General features: G+C 56.8%; 18 protein-coding genes. 12 read left to right on the top strand and 6 right to left on the bottom strand.

All coding sequences use genetic code 11. The features are described from left to right. Window positions 1–43 precede the first annotated feature (43 nt). Window positions 44–520: a YbjN domain-containing protein gene (locus ACWB12_RS00575; protein ID WP_479528108.1), complete on the top strand. Its 477-nt coding sequence runs from the start codon at window positions 44–46 to the stop codon at window positions 518–520. A gap of 57 nt (window positions 521–577) precedes the next feature. Here the strand turns inward: ACWB12_RS00575 and ACWB12_RS00570 are convergent, their stop codons facing one another. The 4 genes from ACWB12_RS00570 to ACWB12_RS00555 all read right to left on the bottom strand — a co-directional run bounded on the left by ACWB12_RS00570 (window position 578) and on the right by ACWB12_RS00555 (window position 4,038). After that, complete coding sequence (locus ACWB12_RS00570) at window positions 578–1,756, bottom strand: lytic murein transglycosylase (RefSeq protein WP_479528107.1); 1,179 nt, start codon at window positions 1,754–1,756, stop codon at window positions 578–580. A gap of 61 nt (window positions 1,757–1,817) precedes the next feature. Then, window positions 1,818–2,735 carry an adenosylcobinamide-phosphate synthase CbiB gene (gene cbiB, locus ACWB12_RS00565; protein WP_479528106.1) on the bottom strand — a complete coding sequence of 306 codons (918 nt, stop codon included), beginning with the start codon at window positions 2,733–2,735 and terminating at the stop codon, window positions 1,818–1,820. Next, window positions 2,732–3,664, bottom strand: a complete 933-nt coding sequence (locus tag ACWB12_RS00560; protein ID WP_479528105.1) for a threonine-phosphate decarboxylase — start codon at window positions 3,662–3,664, stop codon at window positions 2,732–2,734. Before ACWB12_RS00560 ends, cbiB begins: the two co-directional genes overlap by 4 nt. Next, on the bottom strand, window positions 3,661–4,038 hold the full coding sequence (locus ACWB12_RS00555) for a DUF1636 family protein (RefSeq protein WP_479528104.1): 378 nt from the start codon (window positions 4,036–4,038) through the stop codon (window positions 3,661–3,663). The genes ACWB12_RS00560 and ACWB12_RS00555 overlap by 4 nt, the downstream gene beginning before the upstream one ends. A 264-nt stretch (window positions 4,039–4,302) precedes the next feature. Between ACWB12_RS00555 and ACWB12_RS00550 the strand changes: the two genes are divergently transcribed. From ACWB12_RS00550 to ACWB12_RS00515, 8 genes are all read left to right on the top strand, one after another. Then, a complete protein-coding gene (locus ACWB12_RS00550) occupies window positions 4,303–4,521 on the top strand; it encodes a DUF6732 family protein (protein WP_479528103.1) in 219 nt (72 codons plus the stop codon). A gap of 1 nt (window position 4,522) precedes the next feature. Then, window positions 4,523–5,623, top strand: coding sequence for a sirohydrochlorin chelatase (locus ACWB12_RS00545; RefSeq protein WP_479528102.1), 1,101 nt, complete (start codon window positions 4,523–4,525; stop codon window positions 5,621–5,623). Between the two features lie 36 nt (window positions 5,624–5,659). Beyond that, window positions 5,660–6,295 carry a precorrin-8X methylmutase gene (locus ACWB12_RS00540; RefSeq protein ID WP_479528101.1) on the top strand — a complete coding sequence of 212 codons (636 nt, stop codon included), beginning with the start codon at window positions 5,660–5,662 and terminating at the stop codon, window positions 6,293–6,295. After that, on the top strand, window positions 6,292–7,494 hold the full coding sequence (gene cbiE, locus ACWB12_RS00535) for a precorrin-6y C5,15-methyltransferase (decarboxylating) subunit CbiE (RefSeq protein WP_479528100.1): 1,203 nt from the start codon (window positions 6,292–6,294) through the stop codon (window positions 7,492–7,494). The genes ACWB12_RS00540 and cbiE overlap by 4 nt, the downstream gene beginning before the upstream one ends. Next, a complete protein-coding gene (gene cobI, locus ACWB12_RS00530) occupies window positions 7,491–8,192 on the top strand; it encodes a precorrin-2 C(20)-methyltransferase (protein ID WP_479528099.1) in 702 nt (233 codons plus the stop codon). Before cbiE ends, cobI begins: the two co-directional genes overlap by 4 nt. Window positions 8,193–8,254: 62 nt before the next feature. Next, window positions 8,255–10,009 carry a precorrin-3B C(17)-methyltransferase gene (cobJ, locus tag ACWB12_RS00525; RefSeq protein ID WP_479528132.1) on the top strand — a complete coding sequence of 585 codons (1,755 nt, stop codon included), beginning with the start codon at window positions 8,255–8,257 and terminating at the stop codon, window positions 10,007–10,009. Then, window positions 10,006–10,797 (top strand): precorrin-4 C(11)-methyltransferase, encoded by a 792-nt coding sequence (cobM, locus tag ACWB12_RS00520; RefSeq protein WP_479528098.1) that lies wholly within the window; start codon window positions 10,006–10,008, stop codon window positions 10,795–10,797. Before cobJ ends, cobM begins: the two co-directional genes overlap by 4 nt. Window positions 10,798–10,881: 84 nt before the next feature. Next, complete coding sequence (locus tag ACWB12_RS00515) at window positions 10,882–11,229, top strand: hypothetical protein (RefSeq protein ID WP_479528097.1); 348 nt, start codon at window positions 10,882–10,884, stop codon at window positions 11,227–11,229. On the opposite strand, the gene ACWB12_RS00510 is transcribed toward ACWB12_RS00515, so the two are convergent. Further along, window positions 11,230–11,769, bottom strand: coding sequence for a L,D-transpeptidase family protein (locus ACWB12_RS00510; RefSeq protein WP_479528096.1), 540 nt, complete (start codon window positions 11,767–11,769; stop codon window positions 11,230–11,232). After that, window positions 11,769–12,941: a MalY/PatB family protein gene (locus ACWB12_RS00505; protein ID WP_479528095.1), complete on the bottom strand. Its 1,173-nt coding sequence runs from the start codon at window positions 12,939–12,941 to the stop codon at window positions 11,769–11,771. Before ACWB12_RS00505 ends, ACWB12_RS00510 begins: the two co-directional genes overlap by 1 nt. Window positions 12,942–13,020: 79 nt before the next feature. On the opposite strand from ACWB12_RS00505, the gene def (ACWB12_RS00500) reads away from it, so the two are divergent. Genes def (ACWB12_RS00500) through fmt form a run of 3 tightly spaced genes read left to right on the top strand, consistent with a single transcriptional unit; the run spans window position 13,021 to window position 14,947 of the window. After that, entirely contained in the window at window positions 13,021–13,560 is a 540-nt protein-coding gene (def, locus tag ACWB12_RS00500) for a peptide deformylase (RefSeq protein WP_479528094.1), read from the top strand. Next, window positions 13,557–14,051 (top strand): peptide deformylase, encoded by a 495-nt coding sequence (def, locus tag ACWB12_RS00495; protein ID WP_479528093.1) that lies wholly within the window; start codon window positions 13,557–13,559, stop codon window positions 14,049–14,051. The genes def (ACWB12_RS00500) and def (ACWB12_RS00495) overlap by 4 nt, the downstream gene beginning before the upstream one ends. Next, on the top strand, window positions 14,048–14,947 hold the full coding sequence (gene fmt, locus ACWB12_RS00490; protein ID WP_479528092.1) for a methionyl-tRNA formyltransferase: 900 nt from the start codon (window positions 14,048–14,050) through the stop codon (window positions 14,945–14,947). The genes def (ACWB12_RS00495) and fmt overlap by 4 nt, the downstream gene beginning before the upstream one ends. The last annotated feature ends 5 nt before the right edge of the window (window positions 14,948–14,952 follow it).

Raw genomic sequence — 14,952 nt, 5'->3', positions numbered from 1 at the left:
TTTGGTTCAATCAGCGCAATTCAAACATTGAAAAGGGTGGGCCATGAATTTTCACACAAAGCTGTTTGGCGGATTAGCTGCCGCAGCGTTAATTGCCAGTAGCACAATTGCAACGGCTGAAATTACTGCGACGGACGCGAACGTTGTTATGAAGGCGATGCAGGACTTTGGGTTGGTCGCTACGATGGGTGTGGACGGCCAAGGCGACCCCAAGGTTTCTAGCCGCATATCAGACACCAAATTTTCAGTCTATTTTTATGGCTGTCAGGATAATAATAATTGCAGTTCGATCCTGATCAAGGCTGGATATGATTTAAACAACGGTATTTCAGCGCTGAAAATCAATGAATGGAACCGCGAGAAACGGTTTGCCAAGGCGTATATTGATGATGAGGGTGATCCGTTTCTGGAAATGGATGTGAATCTGGATTTTGACGGTGTCGGCAATAAAAACTTTGAAGATACGCTGGATTGGTGGCGGTTGCTGGTCGAGGATTTTGAAGAGTTTATCGACTGGTAAACGCAGTCCGGATAGATTGAAAAGCCCCGTGCGATTGCGCGGGGCTTCTTCGTTGGATCACAGTGCTTTCAAAAGGGCGGTGGTGGGCCATGCGTCGGCGGGCAGGCCAAGGCGCATCTGTTCTTTTTGAATGGCGACACGGGTTTTAGCACCCAGAATGCCGTCAATTTTACCCACATCATGCCCGCGTGCCGCCAGCTTTTTCTGCAGCGTTCTCATTTGGTTTCCTGACAGGCCAGGATCCGGTTTTCCGGCATTATAGGCGGGTGCGCCTTCCAGACGGGTGGCGAAGTAGGCGGCGGTGGTGACGTAAGTGAAGCTTTGGTTCCATTCAAAATACACGCGGAAATTTGGGTAGGCGATAAAAGCCGGACCCTTGCGCCCCATTGGTAAAATGATCGAGGCATTCAAGCCAGTGGCGAGCGACCCATTGCGTGCCTTTACGCCCATTTTTGCCCAGTTAGAGACTGATATTTGCGTGGTCAGGCCGGTTTTGGACCAATCCAGCGACTGGGGCACGATGACTTCTTGCAGCCACGGCTGATTCGGTTTCCAGCCCAGACTGGATAGCATTTTTGCACCGGACATCAGGGCGTCGGCTGGCGAGGTTTTCAGGCTGACCTTGCCATCACCATCACCATCTACACCGTTTTCCAGAATGTCGGCGGGCAGCATTTGCACCATGCCGATTTCCCCCGCCCACGCGCCTGTGGTTTTGGTTGGGGAAAAATCGCCGCGTTCATATAGGGATAATGCGGCGAAAATCTGTGGGCGGAACAACTGGGGGCGGCGGCAATCATGCGCCAGCGTGACCAGTGAATTCAGGGTGTTGAAATTGCCTTGAAACGAGCCGTAATCCGTTTCGAACGCCCAGAACGCCAGCAGGACTCCGCGATTAATGCCGTATTGCTGTTGAATGCGGTCAAACACGCGGTCCCATTTTTTGGCGTTGGCTCGGCCACTGTTAATACGCCCCTTGCTGATCAAAGATCGGGAAAAGGTGATGAAACTTTTCTGGAAAATGCCTTGCGCGCGATCCGCCTTAAGGGTTTTGGGATCTTGGCGAACCGAGGCAAAGAAATGCTCGGTTTTGGCAGGGGAATAACCGGATGCGATGGCCTCTTTCTTAAGCGCGGCAATGAAACTGCTGAATTTCCCGCCGCATGGGGTTTGCGCGTGGGCAGGCGTAAGGGTTAGGCATAAAGCCGTGGCAATCGGGAAAAGGGAAATACGCATGGGGACCTTTCAAAACGGATTTTTGGGCAGATTAGCAGGACTATGGGGCGTGGCAACCGGTTCAGCTGAAAAGAGCAACCAATGCCGTGATAAGCACCAGCGCCCACCAGACCCGCCATAGGGCGGTGGCGACGGAATCAATGTCACGGGGGGCTAGGGTATGGCGGCCATCATTGTTCACAAACGGAAAATCACGCATTTCGCCATTATAGCTGCGCGGACCGGCAAGGGCGACATTAAGCGCGGTGGCCATGGCGGCTTCGGGCCATCCGGCGTTAGGTGATCGGTGCAGCGGGGCATCACGCAGGATGATGCGCCATTTTGATATGGTACCGTGGGTCAGTGCGATCAGCAACGCGGTTATGCGGGCGGGAATCCAGTTTATCAGGTCGTCAAACTTTGCTGCGGCCCAGCCAAAATCACGGTGGCGCGGGGTCTGGTAGCCGATCATCGAATCCGCCGTGTTGGTGATTTTATAGATCAACAGGCCGGGCAGACCGAGCAGCAGGAACCAGAAGGCGGGCGCGACTATGCCATCCGACAGGTTTTCGGCAGCGCTTTCGATTGCGCCGCGGGCAATGGCGTTGTCGTCCAGATTACGGGTGTCGCGACCCACGATCTGGGCTACGGCAAGGCGGCCATCGCCTGTCGATAGGCGCAGAGCATTGGCGACGGCAATGACGTGTTGGGCCAGGCTTTTTTGTGCCAGCAGGATTGCGGTGATCAGGACCTGCATTATACCATAATCAGGCAGAATAGAGACTAATATGCCGGATATACCAGCAACAAAGCAGAGGGCGACGAGGCAAAGCATGCCGTTGCGCTTCTTATTGTCGCCTGTGTTGAAACGGGCGTCCATCCAGCTCACAGCGCGGCCCATCAAAACGGCAGGATGCGGGATGCGGGACCAGAGCCATTTTGGTTCGCCAAAGATGCCATCCAGCAGCAGGGAGAGCAGGAGGATCACTGCGATGCTCACAGGGCTGATTCCAACTGACCCCATCGGTCGGGCGCAGGAAGGCCAAGGCGCAGCCATGTTTTCGAGTAGGGGAATATGCGCGACCAGATGTGGCGCTGGGCAAGGTGGGATTGCCACGCGGCGGCGTCATCAACGCGGTAAAGGCGAAACAGGTCGGTGCCGCCCTGAATTTTTGCGCCTTTGGCGAGCATCAGAGCGTCCAAGCGGGCGGCATCATCGGCAAGACGGGCACGGGTCCGGGTGGCCCATAGTTGATCGGTTAAGGCCGTCGCCCCAATACGAAGGGCCGGACCAGAAACGGGCCACGGGCCGAGTGCATTTGAAAGATTCGCAATCAGGGCAGGATCACCAATAGCAAAGCCGAGGCGCAGGCCCGCAAGCCCCCAGAATTTACCAAAGCTTTTGAGGATAATCGTGCCGGAATTTACCGCCAAATCAATACGGGATTTTTCAGGGGAAAGATCGCAGAAACTTTCATCAATGACCAGCAACGGGGATTGGTCCGTGCCGGTCCAGTAGTCGCCGGTGGGGTTGTTCGGGCTGACGATAACGCGTGCGGCGGGCGCGTCACCGGACACAGACCAGCCAGCGGTGCGAAAGGCGGCTTCGTGTTCATTATAGGTGCGGGATTCGACCCTAACCTTGCCCAAGTCGGCCAAATAGGGGATGCGGGCGATCAGGGCAGAAGCCCCGGGTGCGGCGAGGATGGCTGCATCATCAGGCACATTCCAGAACTGTCGGGCAGCAACCGTGACAGCGCCCATCGCGGTGCGGTCCGGTAGGGCATTCCATGCGTCGGGTGTAAGCGTGGGAACAGGATACGGCACGGGATTAATGCCGGTCGACAAGTCAAGCCACTCGGAACGCATCCCGCCAAATTCGGCGCGCGCCGCATCAATGCGGCCACCATGATCGCGCGGCTGTGTCATTCGGAATCGGCCAGTGGCGGGTGGCGTGTGGTAAAGTGGCCTTTGATGGCTTGGGGCCACTCGCGGTAGGGCACCTGGCCGGACGTGCTGCTGGCGTGCAAAGTGGCATATTCGACGATGCCCTTGGCTGCATCCGCATCGGCGGTAAATTCGCCCAAGGTATAATTCAGTTTGCCTTCGGCCTGAATGGTGACGTTGCAAGCGCGGGTGCATCCCATCAGGCAGGAATAGCGGCGGCTTTTCACCACGCTCCCCGTTGCCGCCACTTCGGTCTCGATCAATGCGGCCAGTGCTTCGCCGTCGGTGATGCCTTGCGCCTCGGCGTCCCAGTCTTCGCGCTTACAGGTATCACAGATGGTAATGGTGGTGGTCATGGCACGTTCCTTTGGCTCAACCGTGATCAAACGGATTATCAGGCCGATTGCAAGGGGGATAAGAAATGTCGCGCAAGGGAGGCGAATTGGCGCGAAACGGATTGCGGCGGCGGCGGGGTGTATTTATACGCAAGGGAGACGAAGCCCAAGGGCCAGAAAGGTTGGCTGCGGATGATCGACCCAAAACGGGGATCAAAAGCAGCATCGTCGGGAGCATGCGTTCCTGTCGCTGACCTATTGGCCAGCTGAAAAAGGATACATGCGATGAAAATTCTGATGACATTGGTTTTTGCCGGGCTGGCTGGTCCGGCCTTGGCGCACCCAACCCATATTATTGATCTGGCAGGGCATAATCACTGGTTGGCGGTAGCTGCAATTGCGGCGGCAGCGGCGGCAGCGTTGTGGCAGGCGAAAAATCGCGGCGAGGAACCGGACGCCGAGGAAGCCGAAGAAGAAACCGATGCCGAACCGCAGGAGGCCTGAGATGTCAAAGATTGGTGTGATGATTTGCGGGCACGGGTCGCGTTCGCAAGATGCGGTGGACGAATTTGCGGTTCTGGCCGAGAAATTGCCAGCCTTGTTGCCCAAAGACTGGATGGTCGATTACGGCTATCTGGAATTTGCCAACCCCGTGATCCGCGATGGGCTGGACCGTTTGCGTAATGCGGGGTGTGACCAGATATTGGCGGTTCCAGGTATGTTGTTCGCCGCAATGCATTCCAAAAATGACATCCCGACGGTGTTGAACACCTACGCCAAGAAACACGACATTTCGCTGAACTATGGCCGCGAATTGGGTGTGGACGCCAAAATGATCGCCGCCGCAGGTGACCGAATTCAGGAGGCCGTCGATGCTGCCAACGTCGAATATGGTGACCTGCCGCTAGAGGAAACCTGTCTGGTGGTGATAGGACGTGGTGCGTCGGATCCTGACGCCAACGCCAATGTCGCCAAAATTGGCCGGATGCTGTGGGAAGGCATGGGGTTTGGCTGGTGCGAGATCGGCTATTCGGGGGTAACGTTTCCGCTGGTTGAGCCCTGTCTGGAGCACACTGCCAAGCTGGGATATAAACGCATCATTGTATTTCCGTATTTTCTGTTTGCCGGCATCCTGATCGACCGGATTTACGGGTTTACCGATAAGGTGGCGGCAGCACATCCTGACATTCAGATCGTCAAGGCGGGGTATCTGAACGATCACCCCAAGGTGCTTGAAACTTTTGCCGAGCGGATTACTGAACAGCTGGGTGAAGTGCCGCCGGAAACTTGCGGAACCTGCAAATACCGCACGCAGGTTCTGGGGTTCGAGGCTGAGGTCGGCGCGGTTCAGGAGAGCCATCATCATCATGTTGAGGGGCAGGGTGCGAATGCGCCCGGTGCTACCGTCGAAACCTGTGATTTGTGCGATACGTTTTGCACGGGCGAATGCCGGCTGGATATGGACCACCACCATCACCACGATCATGATCACGGGGACGGGCATCACCATCATGACCATGATCACAGCCATGATCATGCCCATCCAGAGTACCCCCATGCCAAACATCCATATGGGCCGGAAAGCGCGCGCAAGAAAGATGTATAATCAGTCTCTAATTCAGGTCAAAATCAGGTGTTTTCCATGAGACCTTATGAGCAGAATCCTTCTGCAATCTACCAGCAGAGCTTTGCCACTGTGCGCAAAGAGGCACGGTTGGGGCGGTTCGGTGCGGGTATGGAATCGGTGGCAATCCGCTTGATCCATGCTTGTGGCATGGTCGAGGTTGCCGACCGGTTGGCGTTCTCGCAAAATGCCCATGCGGCAGCGCATGCGGCGCTGGTGGCTGGCGTGCCGATCTTGTGCGATTGCGAGATGGTTGGCGCGGGGATTATCCGGCGCTATTTGCCTGCCGACAATGAGGTGGTCGTGACGTTGAATGATCCTTCTGTTCCAGCATTGGCCAAGGAAATTGGCAACACACGGTCAGCGGCAGCGGTTGAACTGTGGCGCGACCATATTGATGGCGCGGTGGTGGTGATTGGCAATGCGCCAACCGCCCTGTTCCACCTGCTGGAAATGCTGGATGAGGGCTGGCCCAAACCTGCGGTGATCCTTGGGTTTCCAGTCGGGTTTGTCGGGGCTGCCGAGAGCAAATCGGAACTGGTGGAGCGGCCACGAGGATGCGAATTTGTGGCATTGCGCGGACGGCGCGGCGGGTCTGCAATGGCGTCGGCGGCGGTGAACGCATTGGCGGCGGGATTGCCGGAGGTAAAATGATGAATGCATGGCTCCATATTATCGGCATTGGCGAGGACGGTCTCGAGGGGTTAACCCCTGCGACCCGCGCGGTTGTCGAGGCCGCCGAGGTGATTGTCGGTGGTGAGCGGCATCATGAGCTGGCCAAAGGTGTCGGTGCGGAACGGTTTAGCTGGCCTAGCCCGTTTGATGCGCTGATTGAAACGTTGCAAGGATTGCGTGGTAAGCGGGTGGTGGTTTTGGCTTCGGGTGATCCGCTGTGGTATTCTGTCGGGGCGAGAATTGGACGCACAATTGATCCCGCCGAAATCGTTTACCATCCACAGGTCGGCGCGTTTCAACTGGCAGCGGCACGGATGGGTTGGTCGATGGCGGATTTGGAAACGCTGACGGTGCATGGACGGCCAGTAGAGCAGATGATCGCCTATATTCAGCCGGATCAGAGACTGCTTATCCTGACCACGGGCGAAGAAACCCCTGCCCAGATTGCTGCGTTTTTGACGGCGCGCGGGTTTGGTAAAAGCCGAATGACAGTGCTGGCCAATATGGGTGGCGAGGACGAGGCGCGGTTTGATGGAGTTGCCGAAAGCTGGACCCATCAGGTGCCACCGTTCAATACGTTGGCGGTGGATTGTGTGGCGGCGCCCGATGCGGCGCTGTTGCCACGGGTGCCGGGGTTGGCGGACGAATTGTTTCAGCACGACGGAACTATGACCAAGCAGGAAGTGCGGGCGGCCACCTTGGCCAAGCTGATGCCGATGCGCGGTGCGTTGTTGTGGGATATCGGCTGTGGTTGTGGGTCGGTTGCGGTGGAATGGATACGGGCAACGCGATATGCGCGGGCAATCGGCATTGAACCACGGGCGGATCGTCGGGCGATGGCAGCGGCGAATGCCTTGGCGCTGGGCGCACCAAAACTGGAGCTGATCGAGGGGTTGGTGCCCGATGCGTTGACTGACTTGGCCGCACCGGATGCGATTTTTATCGGTGGTGGGTTAAGCCGCGAGGTATTCACTGCGGCGTGGGAGGCCCTGCGCCCCTTGGGGCGTTTGGTTGCCAATGCGGTGACGTTGGAAAGCGAAGCGGAACTGATCGCGCTGCACCGTGAATTTGGTGGACAGTTGGTCAAGTTACAGATCATGCGGGTGGAGCCGATTGGCAACCTTAATGGTTGGAAACCTTTGCGTCCCGTCACGCAGCTAAGTTTGGTCAAACGATGAGCGGAGTGCTGTATGGCATAGGGCTTGGCCCCGGGGACGCCGAATTGATGACGCTAAAGGCCACGCGGTTGATTTCGGCGGCGCAGGTGGTGGCCTACCCGATATTGGCGGGGGGGAGCAGTTTTGCCCGATCTATCGCCGCCGATCTGATTGGTGATGGCGTGCGAGAGGTCAAAATTGATGTGCCGATGCAGGTCGAACGCAGCCCCGCGCAGGCAGCATATGATGCCGCTGCTGAAGAAATTTCAGCTATATTAGAGACTGGTTTGGATGTTATCGTGCTGTGCGAGGGCGATCCATTTTTCTATGGATCCTTCATGTATATCTACGCCCGCCTTAAAGGCCGGTTTGAAACAGAAATCGTTCCCGGCATAACGGCGATGACGGCCAGTGCGGCGTCTTTGGGTCTGCCGCTGGCCGCCCGAAATGAAATGTTGAGCGTGGTGCCTGGCCCGTTGCCGGACGAAGAACTGCGCCAGAAAATCAGTGCGGCTGACAGTGTGGTGATTATGAAGGTGGGCCGCCATTTGGCCCGTATTCGCGCGGTGATTGACGGGTTAGGCCTGTTGGATCAGGCGCATTATATTGAGAGGGCTACGTTGCCTGCTGAACAAAAAATGCCGCTGGCAAAGGCGCCCGACATAGCGCCCTATTTTTCAATGATATTGATCACAAAGGAGGCCGATCCGTGGCTGTAAAACCCGCCGTAGAACCCGCCGTAAAAGCAGTGGTAATCTGCCTGTCCCGCGCGGGCGAGGCAATGGCGCACAAAGTGGCCAAATCGCTGGGCGCACAAGTGCATGGCCGTGAAGGCAGGGTCGATGTGGCGGACGCCTATTTCCCGAATGCGCTGGATTATGTGCGCACACTGTTTGCCAGCGGCACGCCTGTTGTCGGGGTCTGTGCCGCGGGGATATTGATCCGCGCGGTCGCACCTATGCTGGCCGATAAGCGTAACGAGCCGCCTGTTGTGGCCGTATCTGACGATGGTGCCGTTGTGGTGCCATTGTTGGGAGGGCATCGTGGTGCGAACCGGCTGGCCAAACAGATTTCCGATGCGGTTGGCGGGGTGGCGGCCGTGACCACAGCGGGTGACGTTGCACTGGGGTTTGCGCTGGATGAACCACCCGTTGGATACAGGCTGGCTAATCCCGAAAATGCCAAATCGGTGATGGCTGCGATGCTAAATGGGGCGGGTGCGCGGATCGCGGGTGAAACCCTGTTTGATATTCCGGCAGATGAAAACGGCAAGGTCGAGATTTACGTGACTGAAATGCCGACGAAAGGCACATCCGAGCGGCTGGTTTATCACCCGCAACGCTATGCTTTGGGTCTGGGGTGCGCGCGTAATGCTGACCCCGATGAAATGTGGGAACTGGTCAAGACCACGCTGGCGGATGGAGGTATCGCGCAGGGCGCAATTGCCTCGGTGAACTCGATTGATCTGAAGGCAGACGAGCCTGCGATTATTAAAGTTGCTCAGCGTTTGAATGTGCCGTTCCGTCTGTTTGATGCCTCTAAACTCGAGGCCGAAACCGCGCGCTTGAAAAACCCGTCAGACGTGGTTTTTGCCGAAGTCGGTTGCCACGGCGTTTCCGAAGGCGCGGCGCTGGCGGCGTCAGATCGGGATGCTGTGCTGGCTGTTGAAAAGAAAAAAACCGCGACCTGCACCTGTGCGGTTGCGCGCCAATCAGAGCCTATTACTGCGCAAAAGGGCCGCCCGCGTGGCAAACTGTCGATCATTGGCATTGGGCCGGGGCAGCATTCGTGGCGCACCCCCGAGGCCAGCCAGCTAATCGCACAGGCCGAAGAATTGGTCGGCTATGGCCTGTATATTGACCTGCTGGGGCCATTGGCGGCTGGCAAAACGCGCTCGGATTTCCCGTTAGGTGGCGAAGAAGACCGCTGCCGATATGCGTTGGAACAGGCGGGTAAAGGTAAGTACGTTGCGCTAATCTGTTCGGGGGATGCGGGCATCTACGCGATGGGCGCGCTGGTGTTTGAACTGTTGGATCGTGGGCCAGATGCCTATGGAGTGTCTGATGCGGCGCGGCGGGTCGAGGTGATTTCAACGCCCGGTGTGTCGGCATTGCAAGGGGCGGCTGCGCGTGCGGGCGCGCCCTTGGGCCATGATTTCTGCGCTATTTCATTGTCGGACTTGCTGACCCCGCGCGAGGATATTGTGAAGCGCCTAAAGGCCGCGGCCGAGGGTGATTTTGTGATTGCGTTTTACAATCCTGTTTCCAAACGGCGGCGCACTTTGCTAGCCGAGGCGCGGGACATATTGTTAGAGCATCGCCCTGCAGATACGCCGGTGATGTTGGCGAGTTCGTTAGGGCGGCCCGAGGAGCATATTCGCTATCGAAAACTGTCGGACCTAGAGGTTGACGAGGTCGATATGCTGACTGTTGTTCTGGTTGGCTCCAGCCACTCACGGCTGGCGCAACTGGGCGAGGGTCCGCGGATGTTTACACCGCGTGGCTATGCGCGAAAAATTGATGGAGATTTGGCATGACGGTCTATTTTATTGGCGCGGGACCGGGTGATCCTGAACTATTGACGCTGAAGGCGCAGCGCCTGATTTCGGCCTGTCCGGTGTGCCTGTTCGCGGGCTCTTTGGTGCCCGAAGAAGTGGTGGCTGGCGCACCCGATGGAGCCACCGTCAAGGATACAGCTGCAATGACGCTGGACGACACCCACGCCGAGATTTTAGCGGCCCATAAACGCAACGAAGATGTGGCACGGGTGCATTCGGGGGACCCGTCGCTGTATGGGGCCATTGCCGAGCAAATTCGGCGTCTGCGGACGGACGGGATCGATTATCAGATCATTCCCGGTGTGCCTGCCTATGCGGCGGCGGCGGCGGCGTTAGGGCAGGAACTAACCATCCCTGAAATCGCACAGTCCATTGTTTTAACACGGGTTTCTATGCAATCCACATCAATGCCTGCCGGTGAAACGCTTGATAATTTTGCCTGCACAGGTGCCACGTTGGCGATCCATTTGGGGGTGCGCAATATGCGCGAGATCGAACGGGTTCTGGTGCCGCATTATGGCGAGGATTGCCCTGTTGTGGTGGCCTACCGCGTGGGTTGGCCGGACGAAATGATCATCCGTGGAACGCTGGCGGATATTCGCAAAAAAGTGCGGGTTGAAAAGATCACACGCACCGCGCTGATTTTGGTTGGGCCGGCGCTGGGAAATGTGCGTGATTTCAAGGATTCTGCCTTGTATGATCCGGACAAGCCCCACGTGCTTAGGCCAGTGGTTGGGGTGAATTTGGTGGAAGACCACAACACCTAGTTTGAAAATAGTATGTCGCACAATCTTAACTTGACCTTCACTATGACCGTGCCAATGTGCGCGTGGACACAGGATGGGTAAACGATGTTTGAATTCCTACCAAAAGAAGTGCGCGAGGGGCTGGAAATGGCCCGCAAACGCGATCTGAAACGCAAAAGCCGCCTGCGGGTCCATACGGATGACGAGATTTTTCCAGTGCTGCGGTTCTGGGATACCGGCTTTGCCTTGGACATTGAAAACGCGCCGCATTTGCGTGGGTTGGTTGACCTCTATGATGGCTCTCGCCATCTCTATCAATGTCTGGTTGTCGCGTCAGAAGAGAGCAACGGTCAGATGGTCTATGACTTCAAGCGCAGCACCGCCGCCAAGGATAAGGCACCGCTGGATTTTGTGCGCGATGTGAACGCACCGATTGCCTTGTTGGGGCGCTAGTTAGGGCCTGATTTCAACGGTGGTTCCGTTGCCAACCACACGCCACAATTCTTCTATCTCCACGTCGGAAACCGCAATACATCCGGCGGTCCAATCATATGAAATTGTTGCCAGCTTCCCTAACCCGTTGGGTTGACCGTGGATGAAAATATCACCGCCAGGATCAATCCCAGCGGCTGCCGCGCGATTGCGGTCATCAGCTTGCGGATAATCAATGCCCAGCGACAGGTGATAGCTGTTTTGCGGATTGCGCCGGTTGATGGTGAAGATGCCCTCGGGGGTTTTGCCGTCGCCCTGTTCCACCTTGTCGCCAGTAGGCGCAAAGCCAAGCGCGATTTGGTAGGTGCGCACCGCCTTGCCTTGCCGGAATACCGTAAGTTGACGGGCGGATTTTTCGATCAGGATGTGATCGATTTGTTCGGTCAGCGGGGCCAGTTGGGGCAGCGCTGGTTTGGGAGCATATCGGTCATAAAGTGCAAACGCCGCCACCCCGAGAAAAATCAGGAAGGCGGCGCGTGATATAAAGCGTAATGCCCGCATTATTGCAGATCGGCGAATGCTTTTTGCAGCCGATCCACGGCTTCTTTGACCAACGCACGCGGGGTGGCCAGATTAAACCGCATGAAATCCGCGCCACCAGTGCCGAAGGTTTCACCGTGGTTCACCGCGATCTTGGCTGTCTTTTCAACCCGAGCGGCGTATTCCGATTGCGACATGCCGGTGCCGGAAAAATCGACCCACGCTAGATAGGTCGCCTCAAGCGACATAGATTTCAGGCCGGGGATTGCGTTGATCCCATCATCAAAAACACGACGGTTTTCAGTCAGATATGCGTTCAATTCGTCCACCCACGCTGCCCCCTCGGGGGAATAGGCCGCCGTGGTCATGAACAACCCGAATGAATTGGGTGACATACCAAGCGCAGCCATCACCGCACCGAATTTGGCGCGCAATGCCTCGTCATGGATGATGACATTGCCAGTATGCGCGCCTGCGATGTTGAAGGTTTTGGTCACCGCCGTCATCATCACCAGACGATCCGAAACAGACGGATCAACCAGCGGCATGACGGTGTGTTTGGCCCCGTCAAACACCAGATCATGGTGGATTTCATCGCTGACCAAAATCAGGTCGTGGCGGCGCGCAAAATCGGCAACCCCCTGCAGCTCGTCCTTGGTCCAGACGCAGCCGCCCGGGTTGTGCGGTGAACACAGGACCACCATTTTCTCGGCCCCCGTCATTTGCGCGTCATAGGCGGCAAAATCCATTTTGTAACGGCCATCATTATTGACCAGCGGGCATTCAACCACTTTGCGCCCCGCCGCATTAATCACCTTGGCAAAGGCATGATAGACGGGGGTGAACAGCACCACGCCATCACCGGCATCGGTAAAGGCCTCGACACACAGCGCCGTGCCATTAACCAGCCCGTGGGTGGTGAAAATAGCGTCCGCGTCCACATCCCAGCCGTGGCGATTTTTCATCCACCACTGGATTGACGATTTATAGGCACTATCATCGCCGAAATAGCCGTAAACGCCATGATCCAGCATGTTTTGCAGCGCGCCCTGAATGCAGGCAGGCGGACGGAAATCCATATCTGCGACCCACATGGCGATGCCCTCGTCACGCGGTACGCCGTAAATCTTCTCCATCAGGTCCCATTTGGCACAATGGGTTCCGCGGCGCTCAATAATGTCGTCAAAGCTCATGATATTTGCCCTTTTTTCTGTTGTTGCCAAGCTACCTATTTAAGGTGCGGATGCAAGGGGCGTTGCAGCGGGGCAAATCATGTCTTACATGAGCCATATGAGCATTCGACCGATCATTATCCATCCCGACCCGCGCCTGAAAAAGGTATGCACCCCTGTTGACGGGGTAAATGATGAAATGCGCAAGCTGGCCGAGGATATGCTGGAAACCATGTACGATGCGCCAGGTATTGGTCTGGCGGCACCCCAGCTGGGAATTTTGAAGCGTCTGATCGTGATGGATTGCATCAAGGAAGAGGGCGCTGATCCACAGCCGATGACCCTGTTCAACCCTGAGGTTATGTGGACGTCCGAGGTGCAGAATGTTTACGAAGAAGGCTGTTTGTCGATCCCCGAGCAATATGGCGATGTGGAACGCCCTGCCGAGGTGATGGTGAAATGGATCGACATTGACGGCGCGGCCTGTGAGGCAAGCTTTGATAAGCTGTGGGCGACTTGTGTGCAGCATGAAATCGATCATCTGGAAGGTAAGCTGTTTATCGATTACCTGAAACCGCTGCGCCGCCAGATGATCACCCGCAAGATGGTGAAATTGAAACGCGAGCGGGCGCGGGCATGATCCGTGCCTTTGTGCCCTATCCTGATAAACGTCTGAAAACTGTCTGTGCGCCGATTGATACGGTGGATGATAAAGTGCGTGGTATCTGGGCGGATATGGTTGAAACCATGGACGCGATGCCCGGGGTCGGGCTGGCCGCACCGCAGATCGGGGTGATGTTGCGCCTTGCTGTGGTGGATGCGTCCGAGGCGCGGGGGCAGGCAGTGTTGATGGGCAACCCTGCGGTTTTGCATGCCTCTGCCAAGTTGCGTGAGCATGACGAGGCAAGTCCGAATTTCCCGGGGTTATCGGCGGTGATTAAACGACCACGGGCGGTGACGGTTCAGTTTTTGAACGAGGCGGGGGATGTTGAGGAACGCGATTTTGTCGGGCTGTGGGCGACATCGGTTCAACACCAGATTGATCATCTGAACGGACGGATGTATTTTGATAACCTTTCCAAAACGAAGCGCGATATGTTGCTGCGAAAGGCACGAAAGGGGGCGCGATGAAAGTTGTGTTTATGGGCACGCCGGAGTTTTCGGTCCCTGTGTTAGAGGCGTTGGTTGAGGCGGGCCACGAGGTGGTTTGCGTATACTGCCAGCCGCCGCGCCCGGCTGGCCGTGGCAAGAAAGATCGGCTTAGCCCAGTGCAGGCGCGGGCCGAAACGCTGGGGCTGAAGGTGCGCTATCCGGTGTCGTTGAAGGGTGCTGTTGAGCAGGCGAATTTTGCGGCATTGAGCGCTGATGTAGCGGTGGTGGTGGCCTATGGGCTGATCTTGCCGCAGGCCATTCTAGATGCGCCTTCGCAGGGGTGTTTGAACATCCATGCGTCCCTGTTGCCGCGTTGGCGCGGGGCAGCGCCGATCCATCGGGCGATCATGGCGGGGGATGTGGAAACAGGTGTTTGCATTATGCAGATGGAGGCGGGGCTGGATACGGGACCAGTGTTAATACGCCAGTCCGTGTCGATCGAAGCGCAGGATACCACCGCTATTTTGCATGATCGGTTGTCTGAATTGGGGGCGCGGTTGATAGTGCATGCTTTGGCAAATTTGGCCGAGTTAGAGCCACATATCCAACCGGAAGAGGGCGTGACGTATGCCAAGAAGATCGACAAATCCGAGGCGCGTGTGGATTGGGCGCGTTCGGCTGTCGAAGTGGATCGTTTGATCCGCGGGTTGTCGCCGTTCCCTGGCGCGTGGTGCGAAGTTGACGGGGAACGGTTAAAGCTGTTGGAAAGCCGTGTGGTTGAAGGCACGGGTGTGGCTGGCAAGGTTTTGAACGGCTTGACGGTTGCCTGTGGCGAGGGGGCAATCGAGATACTGAAAGCCCAACGTCAGGGCAAGCGACCTATGGAGGCAGAAGAGTTGTTGCGTGGGTATGAAATGCCGGAGCGGTTAAACTAAGCTAC

This window comes from Profundibacter sp., from assembly GCF_056498605.1.
Note: the sequence above shows the minus strand (reverse complement) of the source record. Positions and strands in the feature narration are given on the sequence as shown.